Below are 16,353 nucleotides of genomic sequence, written 5' to 3'. Positions count from 1 at the left end.
CTACTTCTCATCACTTGATCGAGGTGGGGCGGTGGTTGACGCTAGGCCTGGCGCGGTGAGCGGCCGATAGGGTCGGGCAGGTGAGTGTCGAGACGGCTCCTCGCCGCCGCCGTTTGGAGCCGGACGCCCGGCGCGGGCAGATCCTGGCCTGCGCGGTCCGGCTGTTCGGCGAGCGCCCGTACGCGGACGTGTCGACCACCGACGTCGCCCGGGAGGCCGGCGTCGCCCGGGGTCTGGTCAACCACTACTTCGGCGCGAAGAAGGACCTCTACCTGGAGGTCGTCCGGGTCATGGTGACCATCCCGGAGGTTGCCCTGGAGCGGTTGCCCAAGGGTGATCTGCGGAGCCGGGTCGATGCCAGCGTCTCCTGGTTCCTCGACGTGGTGTCCCGGCACAGCACCTCCTGGTTGGCCGCCGTCACCGCCCGGGGAATGGGCGGCGACGCCGACGTGGAGCGGGTGCTCGCCGAAGCCGAGGAGGTTGCCGCGGACCGCATGCTCGTCGCCGTCGGCCTGGCCGGCGAGGCGGAGCATCGCGAGGAGTTGCGCGGGATGGTCCGGGCGTACGGCGGGTTGGCCACGTCGACCGCCCGGGAGTGGCTCCAGCGGGGGGTGTTGACCCGCGCCCAGGTGCACCTGCTGCTCACCACCACCCTGCTGACCATCGTCGAACAGGTCATCCCGCAGGTCATCGCCGGTGCTGGTCCGACCGGCCAGTGACGCGGACCACGGGGGCGATGGCGCTCCTGAAATAGGCATAGCGGCTATGGTTATTTCAGCGAGTGGCGGGTACGTCAGTGCCCGCGACACGTCGGTCATCGCACAGCCGAGGGGGAGACATGACCACATCTGACCTGTCCTACGAGGTTTTCGTCGTCGATGGTCCGGTTCGGGCGGGCGACCAGCGCATGCCGGACGGGTCGCGGATCAACTGGAATCCCACTGCGTCCACGCTGATCTTCGGGGCCGAGGAGGCCCTCCTGGTGGACCCGCCGTTCACCCACGAGCAGATCGCGAAGGTGGGTGACTGGATCGCACGGTCGGGCAAGCGGCTGACGTACATCTACGCCACCCACGGGCACGGCGACCACTGGTTCGGCGCCGGTGAGCTGGTCAAGCGCTTCCCTGGCGCGGTCACCTACGCGACGCCCGGCACCATCGAGGTGATGCACCAGCAGGCCACCGTCGGGCGGAGCCAGTTGTTCGACGTGGTCTTCCCTGGCCTGATCCCGGAATCGCCGGTCATCGCCGTGCCCGTGCCGACCGAAGGATTCCTGCTTGAGGGCAATCTCATCCAGGCGGTCGAGACCGGACACACCGACACCGATCAGACCACCGTCCTGCACGTGCCATCGATCGGCCTCGTGGTGGCCGGTGACGTCGTCTACAACGGGGTTCACCAGTACATCGTGGAGACGGTCGACGGTGGCCTGCGGGAATGGCTCAAAGCCCTGGACCGCGTCGAAGCCCTCGCGCCGCGCGCGGTCGTCGCCGGCCACAAGAATCGGGACCGCTCCGACGACCCGGCCTGCATCGACCAGACCCGGCAGTATCTGCTGAACGTGGAACGGCTGCTGGCCGAGAAGTCGACCGCCCGCGAGTTCTACGACGAGATGGTGCGGCTCTACCCAGACTGGGTGAACCCGGGCCCGGCGTGGTACGGCGCGCTCGCCCTGCTCGGAAAGTGACCTGATCATGCCCTCGGTCCCCGACCGCACGACAGAGCCCGACCGCACGACAGAGCCCGACCGTACGACAGAGGTGGTCTCCGCGCCGTGGGTCGCCACCGCGAGGTACGACATCGACCCGGCTCCAGGCGGCCTCGGGCTCGTTCAGGATCTGCTCAACACGATCTCGGCCGGTGTGCCACGGCAGCCGGACCTCCTTGACGACCTGACCAGCGCCACGGTGTGGGCACACGATGCCGCCTCCCGGTGGTCGACGGCCACCGGGAGGCCGGCACCCGAGGTCACGCTCGACGACGCGGGGCTCCAGGCGCTGCGGAGTTTTCGCGACGAGCTGCGGGAAGCGAGCGATGCGCGACTACGTGGCACTCCGGACGTCGAGCCTCTCGTCCCCGAGGTGCCGGACCGCGCCCCGAGCGGATGGCGTACCGCCGGTGCCACGCTCCGAGTCGACCGGAACGGATCCGTGCGCCTCGACCCCGCCGGGGCCGGGGCCGATCTGTTGATCTCGCTCGTCCTCGCGGCGCTGTTCGAGGCGCAACTCGCCGGCGTCCGGCGGCGGCTCAAGACCTGCCGCAACCCGCGCTGCGGGGTGGCGTTCTACGACCGCTCGAACAACAACAGTGGGGCCTGGCACTCCGTACGCGTCTGTGGGAACCCGGCCAACCTGCGCGCCCACCGCGCGCGCCAGCGGGAGGCGGATTGACCCGGAGGGGGTGCCGCCGACGATCAGGCGGCGCGGCGTTCGCCGGCCTGGCCGACTCTCGCCGCAGGGGCGGCGTTGCGGTCGGCGGCCTGCGCCGGGTACGACTCGGGGCGGACCACCCGCAGCGGCCGGTCCGCCTCGTCGGCGCGGAACCGCCAGTGTGACGGTGCCGGTTGCCGCTGCGGCGCGGGTCCGCCGGGGCGCAGGCCGGGCCGGGACAGCAGCACGGTGATCAGGTAACCGACCACCAGGAAGCCGTGGCTGACCAGCCGCTCCCCGCCCACCGATCCGGTGGCCAGGTCGTTGACCGAGAGCAGCAGCAACGTGCCGACGAACGCGCTGAGCATCGGCAGCAGCCCGGCCGGCGGGCTGCGGCGCACTGCCACGAAGAGGAAACCGGCGCCCACCGCCACGTTCCAGGCGGCCGACTCGTGCCAGAGGTGTTGGCCGGTGGGGTGCAGGTGATCGGCGGTCGCGCCCCTGCCCACCTGGGCCAGGCCGAGCACCAACTGCACCGCGCCGAGCAGTCCGAGCGCCGCGCGCAGCCCGGCGACCAGACGGCCGCGCCCGGCCATGCGCCGCCACCACGACCGGCGGGCCGGCTCGGCGGTGACGGCGGCCAGGATCGCCGCGGTCCGGTCGGGCACATCGACCACCAAACGGGTACGAACCCGACGGGTCACCGCGGTCGCTGCCGTGAACCAGGCCCGGCACTCGGCACACCCGTCGAGGTGCCCCTGCGCCGCCGTCAGTTCGGCGGCGGTCTCCTCCCCGTCCAGCTGCGCGGACAGGATCTCCCGCCACTGCTCACACCCCATGTATCGGTAGTCGCTCCAGCGGCCGCTCCGGTTCCCGGCGACCGGGGCCGGTTGTGGAATACTCGCCGGATCATGACGCGTTACGGCCTGCTCATCCTGCCCGCCACCAACCGGGTGTACGCCCGCTCCGCTGTCGACCTCACCCGGGCCGAGCTGGAGATCTTCGGCCGTTCGGCGCTCGACGGCCGGATCGGCGAGCTGGACACCGAGGTCGTCGGTGGGGCCTCCTACGTGACGTTCACCGGTGACGGGCTGACCGAGCGGGACCTGAGCGTGCTCGGCAACCTCTCCGCGGGGTACGCGCTGTTCGAGATCGTCGGTGAGCTGCTGCGGCCGGTCGAGTGGAGTCGGCTGGACCGTTACGACGACGACCTGCTCACCATCCAGAAGTACCCCGGCAAGACCAACGAGCAGTTCACCAAGCTGCTGCTCAACGTCACCCTGCTCGCCTCGGACTGGGCTGGCGAGCTGACCAGTCGGCGGTTCCGGGTGCTCGACCCGCTCTGCGGTCGGGGCACCACCCTCAACCAGGCCCTGATGTACGGGTTCGACGCCGCCGGGATCGAGCGCGACCAGAAGGACGTCGAGGCGTACCGGGCGTTCATCACCACCTGGCTGAAGCAGAAGCGGGTCAAGCACCGGGTGCTGGAGTCGGGTCCGGTGCGACGGGAGCGCAAGGTCGTCGGCCGGCGGGTGCGGATCGAGTTGGCGCCCACCCGCGAGGAGCACAAGGCCGGCCAGACCCAACTGCTGGACGTGGTGAACGCCGACACGGCCCGCTCGGCGGAGTTCTTCCGCCCGGAGACCGTCGATCTGGTCGTCGCCGACGCCCCGTACGGCGTGCAGCACGGCAGTCGTACCGCCGATCAGGGGTTGACCCGTGACCCGCTGGCGTTGCTCGCGGACGCCGCGCCGGTCTGGGCGCGGCTGCTGCGTCCCGGTGGTGCGCTCGGTATCTCGTGGAACACCCACGTCGCCAGCCGCGAGGACGCGGCGGCGGCGCTGGCCGACGCCGGCCTGACCGTGGTCGACGAGGAGCCCTACCGGGCGCTGCGGCACCGGGTGGACCAGTCGATCATGCGCGACGTGCTGGTGGCCCGCCGCCCGGCCTGATCGGCTCACCGCCCTCAGCTCAGCACCGCCGGTAGGTCCGGTGCCCTTTCCGCGACTTCTCGCGCTGCCCTCCTGAGGGCTCAGTGCCGCATTTCACCTGATCAGTGGGTGGGTGTGAAAACCACGTCAAGAAAAGGTTCGCCTCCGTCATGGTCGCGTTATGACCCCTGTCGTCCGGCAGGTGGTGGGGCTTTGATTGCCCGGCGCGACCGGAAGGCGGTCGCGACGAACCTTTCCGGTATGAGGAGTCAGCGTGTCTGACGTGGTGTTCGTGGTCCTGACGGTGGCGCTGTTCGCAGTGCTCGCCCTGGTGGTCCGGGCGGTGGAGAAGCTGTGAACGCGGTAAACGCCGTCGGTCTGGTGCTCGCGATCGTCCTGGGCGCGTTCCTGGTGTTCGCCCTGTTGTTTCCGGAGCGCTTCTGATGACCATGACAACAGCAGGCGTCATCTTTGTGCTGACGCTGGTGGCCGCCCTGGTCGCCGTATACAAGCCGTTCGGCGACTACATGTTCCGGGCGGTCTCCGGAACGAAGCAGTCGAAGGTCGAGCGGGGGATCTTCCGACTGGTCGGGGTCAACCCGGCAGCCGAGCAGACCTGGGGCGTGTACGCCCGCAGTGTGCTGGCGTTCTCGGCGATCTCGATCCTGTTCCTGTACCTGTTCCAGCGGGTGCAGAACCACCTGTGGCTGTCCCTGGGCTTCGACCCGGTGGTGCCGCACGGCGCGTGGAACACGGCCGTGTCGTTCGTGTCCAACACCAACTGGCAGTCGTACTCGGGTGAGTCGACGATGGGCCACCTGGTGCAGATGGCCGGTCTGGCCGTGCAGAACTTCGTGTCTGCGGCGGTCGGCATCGCGGTGGCGGTCGCGCTCGTACGCGGCTTCGCCCGCAGCCGCACCGGGCAGCTCGGCAACTTCTGGGTCGACCTGACCCGGATCGTGCTGCGGATCCTGGTGCCGATCGCGGTGCTCGGCGCGATCGCGCTGATGATCGGCGGGGCGGTGCAGAACCTCTCGGCCGGCACCGACGTGAGCACGCTGACCGGCGGCACCCAGACCATCACCGGTGGTCCGGTCGCCAGCCAGGAAGTGATCAAGGAGCTGGGCACCAACGGTGGCGGCTTCTACAACGTCAACAGCGCGCACCCGTTCGAGAACCCCACCAGCTGGACGAACTGGCTCCAGATCTTCCTGATCTTCCTGATCCCGTTCAGCCTGCCCCGGGTCTTCGGCCGGATGGTCGGGCAGAACCGGCAGGGCTACGCCATCGCCGCGGTGATGGGCATCCTCGCGTTCATCAGCGTCGCCATCACCAACGTCTTCGAGTTGGCCGGCCACGGCACGGTGCCGCAGGCGATCGGCGCGGCCATGGAGGGCAAGGAGGTGCGGTTCGACGTGTCGAACTCGGCCACCTTCGCCGCCGCCACCACGCTGACCTCGACCGGAGCGGTGAACTCGTTCCACGACTCGTTCACCTCGCTCGGCGGCATGATGACCATGGTCAACATGATGCTCGGCGAGGTAGCGCCGGGCGGTACCGGTTCCGGTATGTACGGCCTGCTCATCCTCGCGGTGATCACGGTCTTCGTGGCTGGCCTGATGGTGGGCCGCACCCCCGAGTACCTGGGCAAGAAGATCGGCGCGCGGGAGATCAAGTTCGCTTCGCTCTACTTCCTGATCACGCCGATCCTGGTGCTGGTCGGCACGGCGGCCGCGTTCGCCACCGGCAACAACTCCACCGCGCTCAACGTCGGCCCGCACGGCCTCTCCGAGGTGCTGTACGCGTTCACCTCGGCCAGCAACAACAACGGCTCCGCCTTCGGCGGCATCACGGTCAACACCACCTGGTGGGACACCGCGCTCGGGTTGTGCATGCTGCTGGGTCGCTTCCTGCCGATCATCTTCGTGCTCGCGCTGGCCGGCTCGCTGGCCCGCCAGGCACCCACCCCTGCGTCCGAGGGCACCCTGCCGACCCACCGACCGCTGTTCATCGGCATGGTCGTCGGCGTCACGGTGGTCCTCGTCGCGCTGACCTTCCTGCCCGCGCTCGCGCTCGGTCCGCTGGCAGAGGGGCTCTGACCATCATGAGGAACGAGGACATGTCCGTCACGTCCGCCCCAACAGAGCAACTCCCCGGCACGCCCGCCACCCAGGGCAACCGGATCGGCGGGGGCCTGCTCGACCCCAAGCAGTTGATCCGCTCCCTGCCGGACGCGGTCCGCAAGCTCAACCCGACCACCCTGTGGCGTAACCCGGTGATGCTGCTCGTGGAGGTCGGCGCGGCCTTCACCACCGTCCTGGCGGTGACCAACCCGTCGGTGTTCGCCTGGGCGATCACCATCTGGCTCTGGCTGACCGTGGTCTTCGCCAACCTGGCCGAAGCGGTCGCCGAAGGTCGGGGCAAGGCCCAGGCCGCGACGCTGCGCCAGGCGAAGAAGGACACCATCGCCACGCGGCTGATCGACTGGAAGCCCGGCGCGAAGGCCAACGCCTACCGCGATGAGGCGGTGCCCGCACCGGAGCTGCGCCAGGGCGACTTCGTGCTGGTCGAGGCGGGCGGGATCATCCCCGGTGACGGAGACATCGTCGAGGGCATCGCCAGCGTCGACGAGTCCGCCATCACCGGCGAGTCGGCCCCGGTCATCCGGGAATCCGGTGGTGACCGCAGCGCGGTCACCGGTGGCACCAAGGTGCTCTCCGACCAGATCATCGTCAAGATCACCCAGAAGCCGGGGGAGAGCTTCATCGACCGGATGATCGCCCTGGTCGAGGGTGCCAACCGGCAGAAGACGCCGAACGAGATCGCACTGAACATCCTGCTCGCCGCGCTCACGATCATCTTCCTGCTGGCCGTGGTCACCCTTCAGCCGCTGGCCATCTTCTCCAAGGCGTACCAGGCGGCCGCGCCGGACACCGGCGCGATCACCGGCTCCGGCGTCACCGGAGTGGTGCTGATCTCGCTGCTGGTCTGCCTGATCCCCACCACCATCGGCGCGCTGCTCTCCGCCATCGGCATCGCCGGCATGGACCGGCTGGTGCAGCGCAACGTCCTGGCTATGAGTGGCCGGGCCGTCGAGGCGGCCGGCGATGTCAACACCCTGCTGCTGGACAAGACCGGCACCATCACGCTGGGCAACCGGCAGGCCGCCGAGTTCGTACCTGTCGAAGGGGTCACCGCCGCGACCGTGGCCGACGCCGCGCAACTGTCCAGCCTGGCCGACGAGACCCCGGAGGGGCGCTCGGTGGTCGTGCTGGCGAAGAACGAGTTCGGGCTGCGCGAGCGCGAGCCCGGCGTGATGCCGCACGCCACCTTCGTACCGTTCACCGCCCAGACCCGGATGAGCGGCGTCGACCTGGCGCCGGACGCCAGCGTGGACGCCGGGGTTGCCGGAACGGGGCGTCGGGTCCGCAAGGGCGCCGCCGCCGCGGTGATGAAGTGGGTACGCGAGAACGGTGGGCACCCGACCGAGCAGGTCGGCGAGATCGTGGACGGGATCAGCAGCACCGGCGGCACCCCGCTGGTCGTCGCCGAGCACGTCGACGGTGAGCCCGCCCGCGCCCTGGGCGTCATCCACCTGAAGGACGTCGTCAAGTCCGGCATGCGGGAGCGGTTCGACGAGATGCGCCGGATGGGCATCCGGACCGTGATGATCACCGGTGACAACCCGCGTACCGCGAAGGCGATCGCCGACGAGGCCGGGGTGGACGACTTCCTGGCCGAGGCGACGCCGGAGGACAAGCTCGCGCTGATCAAGCGGGAGCAGGAGGGTGGTCGGCTGGTCGCGATGACCGGTGACGGCACCAACGACGCGCCGGCGCTCGCCCAGGCCGACGTCGGGGTGGCGATGAACACCGGTACGTCGGCCGCCAAGGAGGCCGGCAACATGGTCGACCTCGACTCCGACCCGACGAAGCTGATCGAGATCGTGGAGATCGGCAAGCAGTTGCTGATCACCCGCGGCGCGTTGACCACGTTCAGCATCGCCAACGACATCGCGAAGTACTTCGCGATCATCCCGGCCATGTTCGCCGGCCTCTACCCGAGTCTGGACGCGCTGAACATCATGCGGCTGTCCAGCCCGGAGTCGGCGATCCTGTCCGCGGTCATCTTCAACGCCCTGGTGATCATCGCGCTGATCCCGCTCGCCCTGCGGGGCGTGCGGTACCGGCCGGCCGCCGCGTCGAAGCTGCTCAGCCGCAACCTGCTGGTGTACGGATTGGGCGGCATCATCGTGCCGTTCATCGGGATCAAGATCATCGACCTGCTCATCCAGTTCATCCCGGGGATTTCGTGATGCGCCTACCCAACTGGCTCGCCCAACACCTCGCCGCCCTGCGCGCTGTGCTCGTCTTCACCGTGCTGCTCGGCCTGGTCTACCCGCTGGCCCTGGTAGCGGTTGGTCAGCTACCCGGCCTCAACCACAAGGCCGACGGCTCGCTCATCTCCTCCGGCGGAACGACGGTCGGCAGCGCGCTGATCGGCCAGTCCTTCACCGACGCGGACGGCAACCCCGTCGCCCGCTACTTCCAGTCCCGCCCCTCCGCCGCCGGCGACGGCTACGACCCGACCGCTACCTCGGCCAGCAACCTGGGCCCGGAGAGCGTCGTCGACACCATCGCCACCGACCCGGAGGAGTCCAGCGAGAGCCTGCTCACCCAGGTGTGCGGGCGCAGCAAGTCCGTCGGCGAGCTCAACGGCGTCGACGGTCGGCGCCCGTTCTGCACCGACGACGGGGTGGGCGCCGTGCTCGCGGTCTTCCGCGCCGACGGTCTGACCGGCCCGGTCACCCGGGTGGTCAGCGTCAACCAGGTCGCCCCGGCCACCCCGTTCGTCACCTCGTACGAGGGGGTTGCGGTGGAGTTGGCCCAGCCCGGCGAGGACTACGTGGCCGACGGCGGGGTGGTCACCCCGATCCGGGGCGACGCGCCCGCCGACCCGGCAGTGCCCGCCGACGCGGTCACCGCCAGCGCCAGCGGCCTCGACCCGCAGATCAGCCCGGCGTACGCCGAGCTGCAGGTGAACCGGGTCGCGCGGGAGCGCGGCGCGGACCCGGCGGCGGTCCGCAAGCTGGTCGACGAGCACACCGGCGGCCGAGCGCTCGGCTTCATGGGCGAGCCGGGGGTCAACGTGCTGGAGCTCAACATCGCTCTCGACAAGCAGTTCGCGGCACGCTGAGCACTCTCGCGGGCGGGGCCGTGCCAACCGGCGCGGCCCCGCCCGCCGACTCTGACCAGGGAGGATTGTCCCCGTGGCACGCGGAGAACTGCGCATCTATCTCGGGGCCGCCCCCGGCGTCGGCAAGACGTACGCCGTGTTGGAGGAGGCCCAGCGGCGTGCCGCCCGCGGCACCGACGTGGTGATCGGCTTCGTGGAGACCCACGGCCGCCCGCACACCGCCGCGATGCTCGGCGACATCGAGCAGGTGCCCCGCCGCACGATGGACTACCGCGGCGCCGAGTTCACCGAGATGGACCTGGACGCGGTGCTGGCCCGCCGGCCGGAGGTCGCGGTGGTCGACGAGTTGGCGCACAGCAACGTGCCCGGTTCCCGCCACGACAAGCGTTGGCAGGACGTGCAGGAGTTGCTCGACGCGGGGATCGACGTGCTGTCCACGGTCAACGTGCAGCACCTGGATTCGGTCAACGACGTCGTCGCCCAGATCACCGGCACCACCCAGCGGGAGACCGTGCCGGACGAGATCGTCCGCGCCGCCGAGCAGGTCGAACTTGTCGACATGACCCCCGAGGCGCTGCGCCGACGGATGGCGCACGGCAACATCTACCGCCCCGACAAGATCGACGCCGCCCTGGGTAACTACTTCCGGGTCGGCAACCTCACCGCGCTGCGCGAACTCGCGCTGCTCTGGCTGGCCGACAAGGTCGACGAGCAACTCGACCGCTACCGCAGCCAGCAGGGCATCGCCGCCACCTGGGAAGCCCGGGAACGGGTCGTGGTCGCGTTGACCGGCGGCCCGGAGGGCGAGACGCTGATCCGCCGGGCGGCCCGAGTCGCGGCCCGCAGCAAGGGCGCCGACCTACTCGCCGTACACGTGGCCCGCAGCGACGGCCTGGCCGGTGCCGACCCAGCCCAACTGGCCCGCCAGCGGGTGCTGGTGGAGAGCCTCGGTGGCACGTACCACCAGGTGCTCGGCACCGACGTGCCGGCCGCGCTGCTGGACTTCGCCCAGGGCGTGAACGCCACCCAGCTGGTGCTCGGCGCCAGCCGGCGAGGTCGCTTCGCGCAAATCTTCGCCCGGGGCGTCGGGGTGACCACCACCGCGCTCTCCGGGTCGATCGACGTGCACCTGGTCACCCACAAGCAGGCCGGCAAGGGTCGTCGGGCGGCAGCCGTCCCGGCGGCGCTGTCCCGGCGGCGTCGGCTGCTCGGCTTCGCACTGGCCGTGCTGGGCATGCCGCTGCTCACCCTGCTGCTGAAGACCCTGCCCGACCTGACGCTGACCAACGACATCCTGCTGTTCCTCGCCGGGGTCGTCGGGGTCGCGCTGGCCGGCGGGGTGTGGCCGGCCCTGGTCGCCGCACTCGGCGGCAGTCTGCTGCTCAACTGGTTCTTCACCCCGCCCTACCGCACCCTGACCATCGCCGAGGCGGACAACCTGCTCGCCCTGGCCGTCTTCGTCGGTGTGGCCCTCGCGGTGAGCTGGGTCGTCGACGTGGCCGCCCGGCGTACCCGGGAGGCCGCCCGCGCCGCCGCCGACGCGCAGACCCTCGCCGCCGTCGCCGGTGGCGTGCTGCGCGGCGAACGCCCACTGCCCGCACTGCTGGAACAGCTCCGGGAAACCTTCGGGCTGCGCGCCGTGAGCGTGCTGGAGTTGGCCGAAGACGCCAGCGGGCGCCCGGAACGAGCCCGCGAAAAACACGCCTGGTGTGTCGTGGCCAGCGTCGGCGACCAGCCACCCTGCACCCCCGAAAGCGGTGAGACGGCGGTACCGGTCGACGACCGGATCACCGTCGTCCTCTGCGGCCGACGGTTGGAGGCCGCCGACCGGCGCATCGTCGAGGCGTTCGCCGCCCAGGCCGCCGTCGCGCTCCGCCAGGAGCGACTCGCCGAGGAGGCCGCCACCGCCCGGCCCCTCGCCGCGGCGGACCGGATGCGCACCGCGCTGCTCGCCGCGGTCAGCCACGACCTGCGTACGCCGCTGGCGTCCGCGAAGGCGGCCGTGACCAGCCTGCGTAGCCACGACATCGAGTTCGACGAGCACGACCGCGAGGAGTTGCTGGAAACCGCCGAGGAGTCACTGGACCGCCTCGCCCGGCTGGTCGCCAACCTCCTGGACATGAGCCGACTTCAGGCCGGCGTCCTCGGCATCACGGAGACCGCGATCGGCCTGGAGGACGCCGTACCCCTGGCGTTGGACGAACTTGGCCCGGCGGCCGCGACCGTCGGCACGGACATCCCAGCCGACCTGCCGGCCGCCACCGCCGACCCGGGCCTGCTGGAACGGGTGCTGGTCAACATCATCGCCAACGCGCTGCGCTACAGCCCACCCGACCAACCCCCGACGATCACCGCCAGCGCGCACGCCGGCCAGGTCGAGCTACGGGTGATCGACCGAGGGCCGGGCATCCCGGAGGACCAGTGGGAGCACGTCTTCCTACCGTTCCAACGCCTCGGCGACCGGGACAACCAGACCGGTGTCGGTCTCGGTCTTGCGCTGTCGCGTGGGTTGGCCGAGGCGATGGGTGGCACCATCACCCCCGAGACCACCCCCGGCGGTGGGCTCACCATGGTGCTGCGGCTGCCCGCCGCGCAGACCGCCTCCGAGGAGCCGCAGGAATGACGCGCATCCTGGTCGTCGACGACGAACCGCAGATCCTGCGCGCCCTGCGGATCAACCTGCGCGCCCGCCGCTACGACGTGGACATCGCCGGAAGCGGTGCCGCCGCGCTGAAGGCCGCCGCCAGTCACCCGCCGGACCTGGTGGTGCTGGACCTCGGCCTGCCCGACATCGACGGGGTGGAGGTGATCCGGGGCCTACGCGGGTGGACCGCCGTGCCGATCATCGTGCTGTCCGGCCGGGCCGGCAGCGAGGACAAGGTGGCGGCGCTCGACGCCGGTGCGGACGACTACGTCACCAAGCCGTTCGGGGTGGAGGAGCTGCTGGCCCGCATCCGCGCGGTGACCCGCCGACTCGGCGCGTCCACCGAGGCGGTGCCGGCGCTGCGGATCGGCCAGCACACCGTCGACCTGGCCGACCACCGCGTGCTGCGGGACGACGGCACCGAGGTCAAACTGACCCCCACCCAGTGGAGCGTGCTGGAGAAGCTGCTGCGCCACCCCGGCAAGCTGGTCAGCCAGCGTCAGCTCCTGCAGGACGTGTGGGGGCCGGAATACCAGAACGAGACCAACTACCTGCGGCAGTACCTGGCCCAGTTGCGGCGCAAGCTGGAGGACGACCCGGCCCGGCCCCGTCACCTCATCACCGAGCCGGGCATGGGCTACCGCTACCGGCCGTGAGCGAAGACCGCTCCGGTGCCGATCGGGACCGGGCGTGCCGCAGGCCGTGGGTCGACGGGAGCGGCCGGAACCCGCGCCGGCACGGTCGGCGCGGCGCGGTCGCCGACGCTCGGGTCGAGCGGCGGCGCGACCAGCAGCGGGTCGACCTGGATCACGTCGATGCCGAGCGGCCGCAGCATGCCGCGCAGGGCGGACTCGCACAGCTCTTCCCACGGCTGATCCGTGCCCATCGCGGCGATCAGCAACTCCGGTCGGGTGAAGGCGATGCCCACCCGATGCCCCTGTGGCGAACGGCCGGTACGCACCGTCCGCACCAGCCGTCCCGGCAGATCGCGCACCGGAACGGCGTAGATTATCGGGGCCTCGTCCATGATCGGGTTGGTCCTTTCCATTCGTGCCACCGTTTTGGCGGCGGTCCTCCGTTGTGCTGCCGCAGAGGCGGTCATCGGCTGAATCGTTCGAGGTCGCGGGCAAAGCGGCGGATCGTCGCGGCCCGGGCCCAGGACGGGGCGGGCACCGCGATGACCGGCACGGCGGCCCGTTCCACGCAGTACCGGGTGACGTGCCCGCGCGACCGGCCGAACCGCCCCCGTTCCGGGCTGCCGAGGACGAGCACGTCGGACTCCCGGTGCGCGTGGTCGACCAGCACCTGCCCGGCGTACCCCTGGGTCACCACCAGCCGCACGGCCACGTCCCGGGGCAGGCCACCGAGTGCCGCGTCGAAGACGCCGCGCAGGTAGACCTGGGCGGCCCGGTCGCACTCGTCCTGCCAGCGCCAGGTCAGGGTGCCGGGCCGCCAGGTCGGCGCGAAGACCCACGCGCGTACGGCGTCCACCTGCGCGCCGTCGCGGCGGGCCAACTGCACCGCGCGCCGTAGCGCCTGCATCCCGGCGAACGACCGGTCGACGCCCACCACGATCCGTCGGGCGGCTGCTGGGTGGTTCATGCCGCGGGCACCACCAACGCGGGGGCGCCCTTCGCGGTACGCGGGTCCGCCATCGTGGTCAGGTCCAGCGCGCGGAGGATGTAGTTCGCCACCGCCACCTCGACCCCGGCGCGGCGGCGCAGATCGGCCACGGCGCGGTGCAGCACGGTCATGCTGTCGGCGGAGAGCCGCACCACGGCGTCGACGTCGGCCGCGATCCACCACGCGTCGACGGCACAGGGCTCGTGCCGCAGGTACTCCACCAGGTGACTGCCGGGCGCGGACGGGCCCAGCCGGACGCTGACCAGCGCCTCGTGTCGGCGGGTGGGCTCGTCGGCCCTGGTCGCGGGGGGCATCGGCTGCTCGCCGGGGCTGCCGCCCGTGTCGGTGCCGGGTGGCCGGTCTCCGCGTTCCCAGCGTGTCATCCGCCAAGGACTCATGGACCCATCGTCACCACCGGGCGACGGCGGTGCGCCCGTCGATACGCCGTTTCGACGGGCCACCGCCAATTCTTGACGCCCCGTTCACGCGACGCGCGCCCCCGGTCAGTTACCGGGGAACCGCACGCCCACCAGCCGCTCTTGTCCACGGATCGGTGGTCCCTACCTCGGGTGTCGGAGAAGTCCGGCCGCACAGCGAGTAGCGTTCTAGACGATCAACAACTCGCGTACGAGGAGGCTCGATGCAGACGACGACGGTGGACATTCGCACGGATGACGGAGTCGCGGACGCGTCCCTCACCCGGCCCGAGGGCAACGGCCCGTTCCCGGCGGTGCTGCTCTTCATGGACGCCTTCGGGTCGCGCCCGCGCCTGGTGGAGATGGCGGAGCACATTGCGGCCCGGGGTTACCTGGTGCTGACGCCCAACCTGTTCTACCGGGCTGGCCGGGCGCCGCTGTTCGACCTGTCCCCGCTCGCCGAACCAGACCAGCGCGGTGCGCTCTTCGAGAAGATCATGCCGCTGATCAGCGCGTTGACCCCCGACGTGATCAGCCGGGACACCACCGCGTACCTCGACTTCCTTGCCGCCCGCGACGACGTCCGGCCAGGTCCGGTCGCGATCACCGGTTACTGCATGGGCGGCACGAACGCGCTGCGGGCCATCGAGGCGCACCCGGACCGCATCGCCGCGATCGCCAGCTTCCACGGCGGGCGCATCGTCACCGACGCGCCGGACAGCCCACACCTGGGCGTCGATTCGATCACCGGCGAGGTGTACTTCGGGCACGCCGACCAGGACCAGTCGATGACGCCCGAGCAGATCGCCACGCTGGAGAAGGCGCTCGACGCCGCCGGCGTGCGATACCGCTCCGAGGTGTACGAGGGCGCCCCCCACGGTTTCACCATGGCCGACACCCCGATGTACCACGAGCAGGCCACCGAGCGGCACTGGGTCGCCCTGTTCGACCTGCTGAACCGCACCCTGCCGACCACCTGAGGGTTGCTGCTGCGGCGCCGCGGTCAGCGGCGCAGCAGCACCGGGCCGGCGTCGATGCGGGTACGGAACAGCGCGTACGGCTTGCGCCGTAGATCCTGGCCACGCTGGTACTGCGCCTGCCGGTGCAGTTGGTTGGCGGTGACGTAGAGGTACCCGTCGGCGGCCACCGACATGGTGTCCGGCCAGAGCAGCCGCGGGTCGTGGACCACTGTCTCGTACTCGCCGTCCGGCAGCCGGCGCAGCACCGCGTTGTGCTCGTACGAGGTGAGGTAGAGCCGCCCCGCGTCGTCGGACTCCAACCCGTCCGAGGCGGTGCCCTTGTCGCCCTCGTCGACGACGCTCGCCGCGACCGCCTCCTGGGTGACGCCCGGGTCGGCCAACGCCTCGGTGGAGACGCTGTACCAACGCCGGGATGCCAGCGGGCAGTAGTGCAGCCGGTTGCCGTCGGCCGAGATGGCGATGCCGTCGGAGCCCATGCTCACCGGCTTCGGCGGCCCGTCCGCCGGCCGTTCCAGGAACGGCCGGCCCTCGACCACCGGGCGGAACGTCGCCAGCATCTCCGCCTTGGTGGACGGGTGGTCGTGCAGCCGCCGCCAGGAGGCACCGCTGGCCAGGTCCACCACGATGATCCCGTTCGGCCCGGACGCCGCCGAGTCGGTGATGTACGCGACCCCCGACTCGCCCCGCCGCAGGTCGAAGCGGACGTCGTTGAGGTACGTCGTCGGCAGCGCCACGTCCGCCGGGAAGGTAATCACCTGGGCGACCGTGTTGGTGTCCAGGTCGACCCGGACCAGTTTCGGGCCGCCCGGCTTCGTCGGCTGGAACATCGGGCTGCCGGTGTCCAGCACCCAGAGTCGGTCGGCGGGGTCCACGACGATGCTCTGCACCGACACGAACGCGCCCGCGTCGTCGTCGCCGGACGGGTCGTTCCACGCCTGGTCGGGGTAGGGCACCTCCCGGCCGTCCCGCAACTCGACGACGGTGGCCGGCACCTCGTCGCCCCACTTCGGGAAGTTGACGAAGATCCGGCCCCGGTGCGAGACGCTCACCCCGGTCGGCATCGGGCCGGTGAAGGTGTGCACCAGTTCCAGTTCGCCGAGCGGCTCGTCGCCGACCGGCCCGTTCACGACGCCCGTCCCACGGTGTCCATCGTCCCGCCCCCTGTCCGGCCGGCCCGTCGCCGCACCCGGTGCG

The 16,353-nt window shown here is 70.9% G+C and carries 16 protein-coding genes; 11 read left to right on the top strand and 5 right to left on the bottom strand.

Annotated features, from left to right (window positions below; genetic code table 11):
* Window positions 1-80 precede the first annotated feature (80 nt).
* The 3 genes from C7C45_RS16825 to C7C45_RS16815 all read left to right on the top strand — a co-directional run bounded on the left by C7C45_RS16825 (window position 81) and on the right by C7C45_RS16815 (window position 2,390).
* A complete protein-coding gene (locus C7C45_RS16825) occupies window positions 81-719 on the top strand; it encodes a TetR/AcrR family transcriptional regulator (RefSeq protein ID WP_110564594.1) in 639 nt (212 codons plus the stop codon).
* A gap of 119 nt (window positions 720-838) precedes the next feature.
* Window positions 839-1,687 (top strand): MBL fold metallo-hydrolase, encoded by an 849-nt coding sequence (locus tag C7C45_RS16820; protein ID WP_110564593.1) that lies wholly within the window; start codon window positions 839-841, stop codon window positions 1,685-1,687.
* Between the two features lie 7 nt (window positions 1,688-1,694).
* Entirely contained in the window at window positions 1,695-2,390 is a 696-nt protein-coding gene (locus C7C45_RS16815) for a CGNR zinc finger domain-containing protein (RefSeq protein ID WP_110564592.1), read from the top strand.
* Window positions 2,391-2,413: 23 nt separating this feature from the next.
* Here the strand turns inward: C7C45_RS16815 and C7C45_RS16810 are convergent, their stop codons facing one another.
* Window positions 2,414-3,208 carry a zf-HC2 domain-containing protein gene (locus C7C45_RS16810; RefSeq protein WP_110564591.1) on the bottom strand — a complete coding sequence of 265 codons (795 nt, stop codon included), beginning with the start codon at window positions 3,206-3,208 and terminating at the stop codon, window positions 2,414-2,416.
* Window positions 3,209-3,280: 72 nt separating this feature from the next.
* Here C7C45_RS16810 and C7C45_RS16805 point away from each other — a divergent pair, with 72 nt between their 5' ends.
* The 7 genes from C7C45_RS16805 (at window position 3,281) to C7C45_RS16770 (ending at window position 12,796) form a co-directional block, all read left to right on the top strand.
* Window positions 3,281-4,321 carry a TRM11 family SAM-dependent methyltransferase gene (locus C7C45_RS16805; RefSeq protein WP_110564590.1) on the top strand — a complete coding sequence of 347 codons (1,041 nt, stop codon included), beginning with the start codon at window positions 3,281-3,283 and terminating at the stop codon, window positions 4,319-4,321.
* A 333-nt stretch (window positions 4,322-4,654) separates the two neighbouring features.
* Entirely contained in the window at window positions 4,655-4,744 is a 90-nt protein-coding gene (kdpF, locus tag C7C45_RS16795; RefSeq protein WP_036390805.1) for a K(+)-transporting ATPase subunit F, read from the top strand.
* Window positions 4,744-6,399 carry a potassium-transporting ATPase subunit KdpA gene (kdpA, locus tag C7C45_RS16790; RefSeq protein ID WP_110564588.1) on the top strand — a complete coding sequence of 552 codons (1,656 nt, stop codon included), beginning with the start codon at window positions 4,744-4,746 and terminating at the stop codon, window positions 6,397-6,399. Before kdpF ends, kdpA begins: the two co-directional genes overlap by 1 nt.
* Window positions 6,400-6,419: 20 nt before the next feature.
* Complete coding sequence (gene kdpB, locus C7C45_RS16785) at window positions 6,420-8,615, top strand: potassium-transporting ATPase subunit KdpB (RefSeq protein WP_110564587.1); 2,196 nt, start codon at window positions 6,420-6,422, stop codon at window positions 8,613-8,615.
* A complete protein-coding gene (locus C7C45_RS16780; RefSeq protein ID WP_110564586.1) occupies window positions 8,615-9,496 on the top strand; it encodes a potassium-transporting ATPase subunit C in 882 nt (293 codons plus the stop codon). The genes kdpB and C7C45_RS16780 overlap by 1 nt, the downstream gene beginning before the upstream one ends.
* Window positions 9,497-9,569: 73 nt before the next feature.
* Window positions 9,570-12,119, top strand: coding sequence for a DUF4118 domain-containing protein (locus C7C45_RS16775; RefSeq protein ID WP_110564585.1), 2,550 nt, complete (start codon window positions 9,570-9,572; stop codon window positions 12,117-12,119).
* Window positions 12,116-12,796, top strand: coding sequence for a response regulator (locus tag C7C45_RS16770; protein ID WP_110564584.1), 681 nt, complete (start codon window positions 12,116-12,118; stop codon window positions 12,794-12,796). Before C7C45_RS16775 ends, C7C45_RS16770 begins: the two co-directional genes overlap by 4 nt.
* Here the strand turns inward: C7C45_RS16770 and C7C45_RS16765 are convergent.
* Genes C7C45_RS16765 through C7C45_RS16755 form a run of 3 tightly spaced genes read right to left on the bottom strand, consistent with a single transcriptional unit; the run spans window position 12,784 to window position 14,161 of the window.
* Window positions 12,784-13,188: an SAV_915 family protein gene (locus C7C45_RS16765; RefSeq protein WP_208641190.1), complete on the bottom strand. Its 405-nt coding sequence runs from the start codon at window positions 13,186-13,188 to the stop codon at window positions 12,784-12,786. The genes C7C45_RS16770 and C7C45_RS16765 overlap by 13 nt on opposite strands.
* A gap of 50 nt (window positions 13,189-13,238) precedes the next feature.
* The gene (locus C7C45_RS16760; protein ID WP_110564583.1) at window positions 13,239-13,742 is read right to left on the bottom strand and encodes a universal stress protein; all 504 of its coding nucleotides are present in this window, start codon (window positions 13,740-13,742) and stop codon (window positions 13,239-13,241) included.
* Window positions 13,739-14,161 (bottom strand): hypothetical protein, encoded by a 423-nt coding sequence (locus tag C7C45_RS16755; RefSeq protein WP_146247338.1) that lies wholly within the window; start codon window positions 14,159-14,161, stop codon window positions 13,739-13,741. Before C7C45_RS16755 ends, C7C45_RS16760 begins: the two co-directional genes overlap by 4 nt.
* A 242-nt stretch (window positions 14,162-14,403) precedes the next feature.
* Here C7C45_RS16755 and C7C45_RS16750 point away from each other — a divergent pair, with 242 nt between their 5' ends.
* Window positions 14,404-15,159, top strand: a complete 756-nt coding sequence (locus C7C45_RS16750; protein WP_110564581.1) for a dienelactone hydrolase family protein — start codon at window positions 14,404-14,406, stop codon at window positions 15,157-15,159.
* Window positions 15,160-15,182: 23 nt separating this feature from the next.
* Here the strand turns inward: C7C45_RS16750 and C7C45_RS16745 are convergent, their stop codons facing one another.
* Window positions 15,183-16,286 (bottom strand): L-dopachrome tautomerase-related protein, encoded by a 1,104-nt coding sequence (locus C7C45_RS16745; RefSeq protein ID WP_110564580.1) that lies wholly within the window; start codon window positions 16,284-16,286, stop codon window positions 15,183-15,185.
* Between the last annotated feature and the right edge of the window lie 67 nt (window positions 16,287-16,353).

Origin of the sequence: Micromonospora arborensis (assembly GCF_003205615.1) — a bacterium.
Lineage (GTDB): Bacteria > Actinomycetota > Actinomycetes > Mycobacteriales > Micromonosporaceae > Micromonospora > Micromonospora arborensis.
The sequence above is the reverse complement of the archived record's forward strand: the minus strand, read 5'-3'. Positions and strand labels throughout refer to the sequence as shown.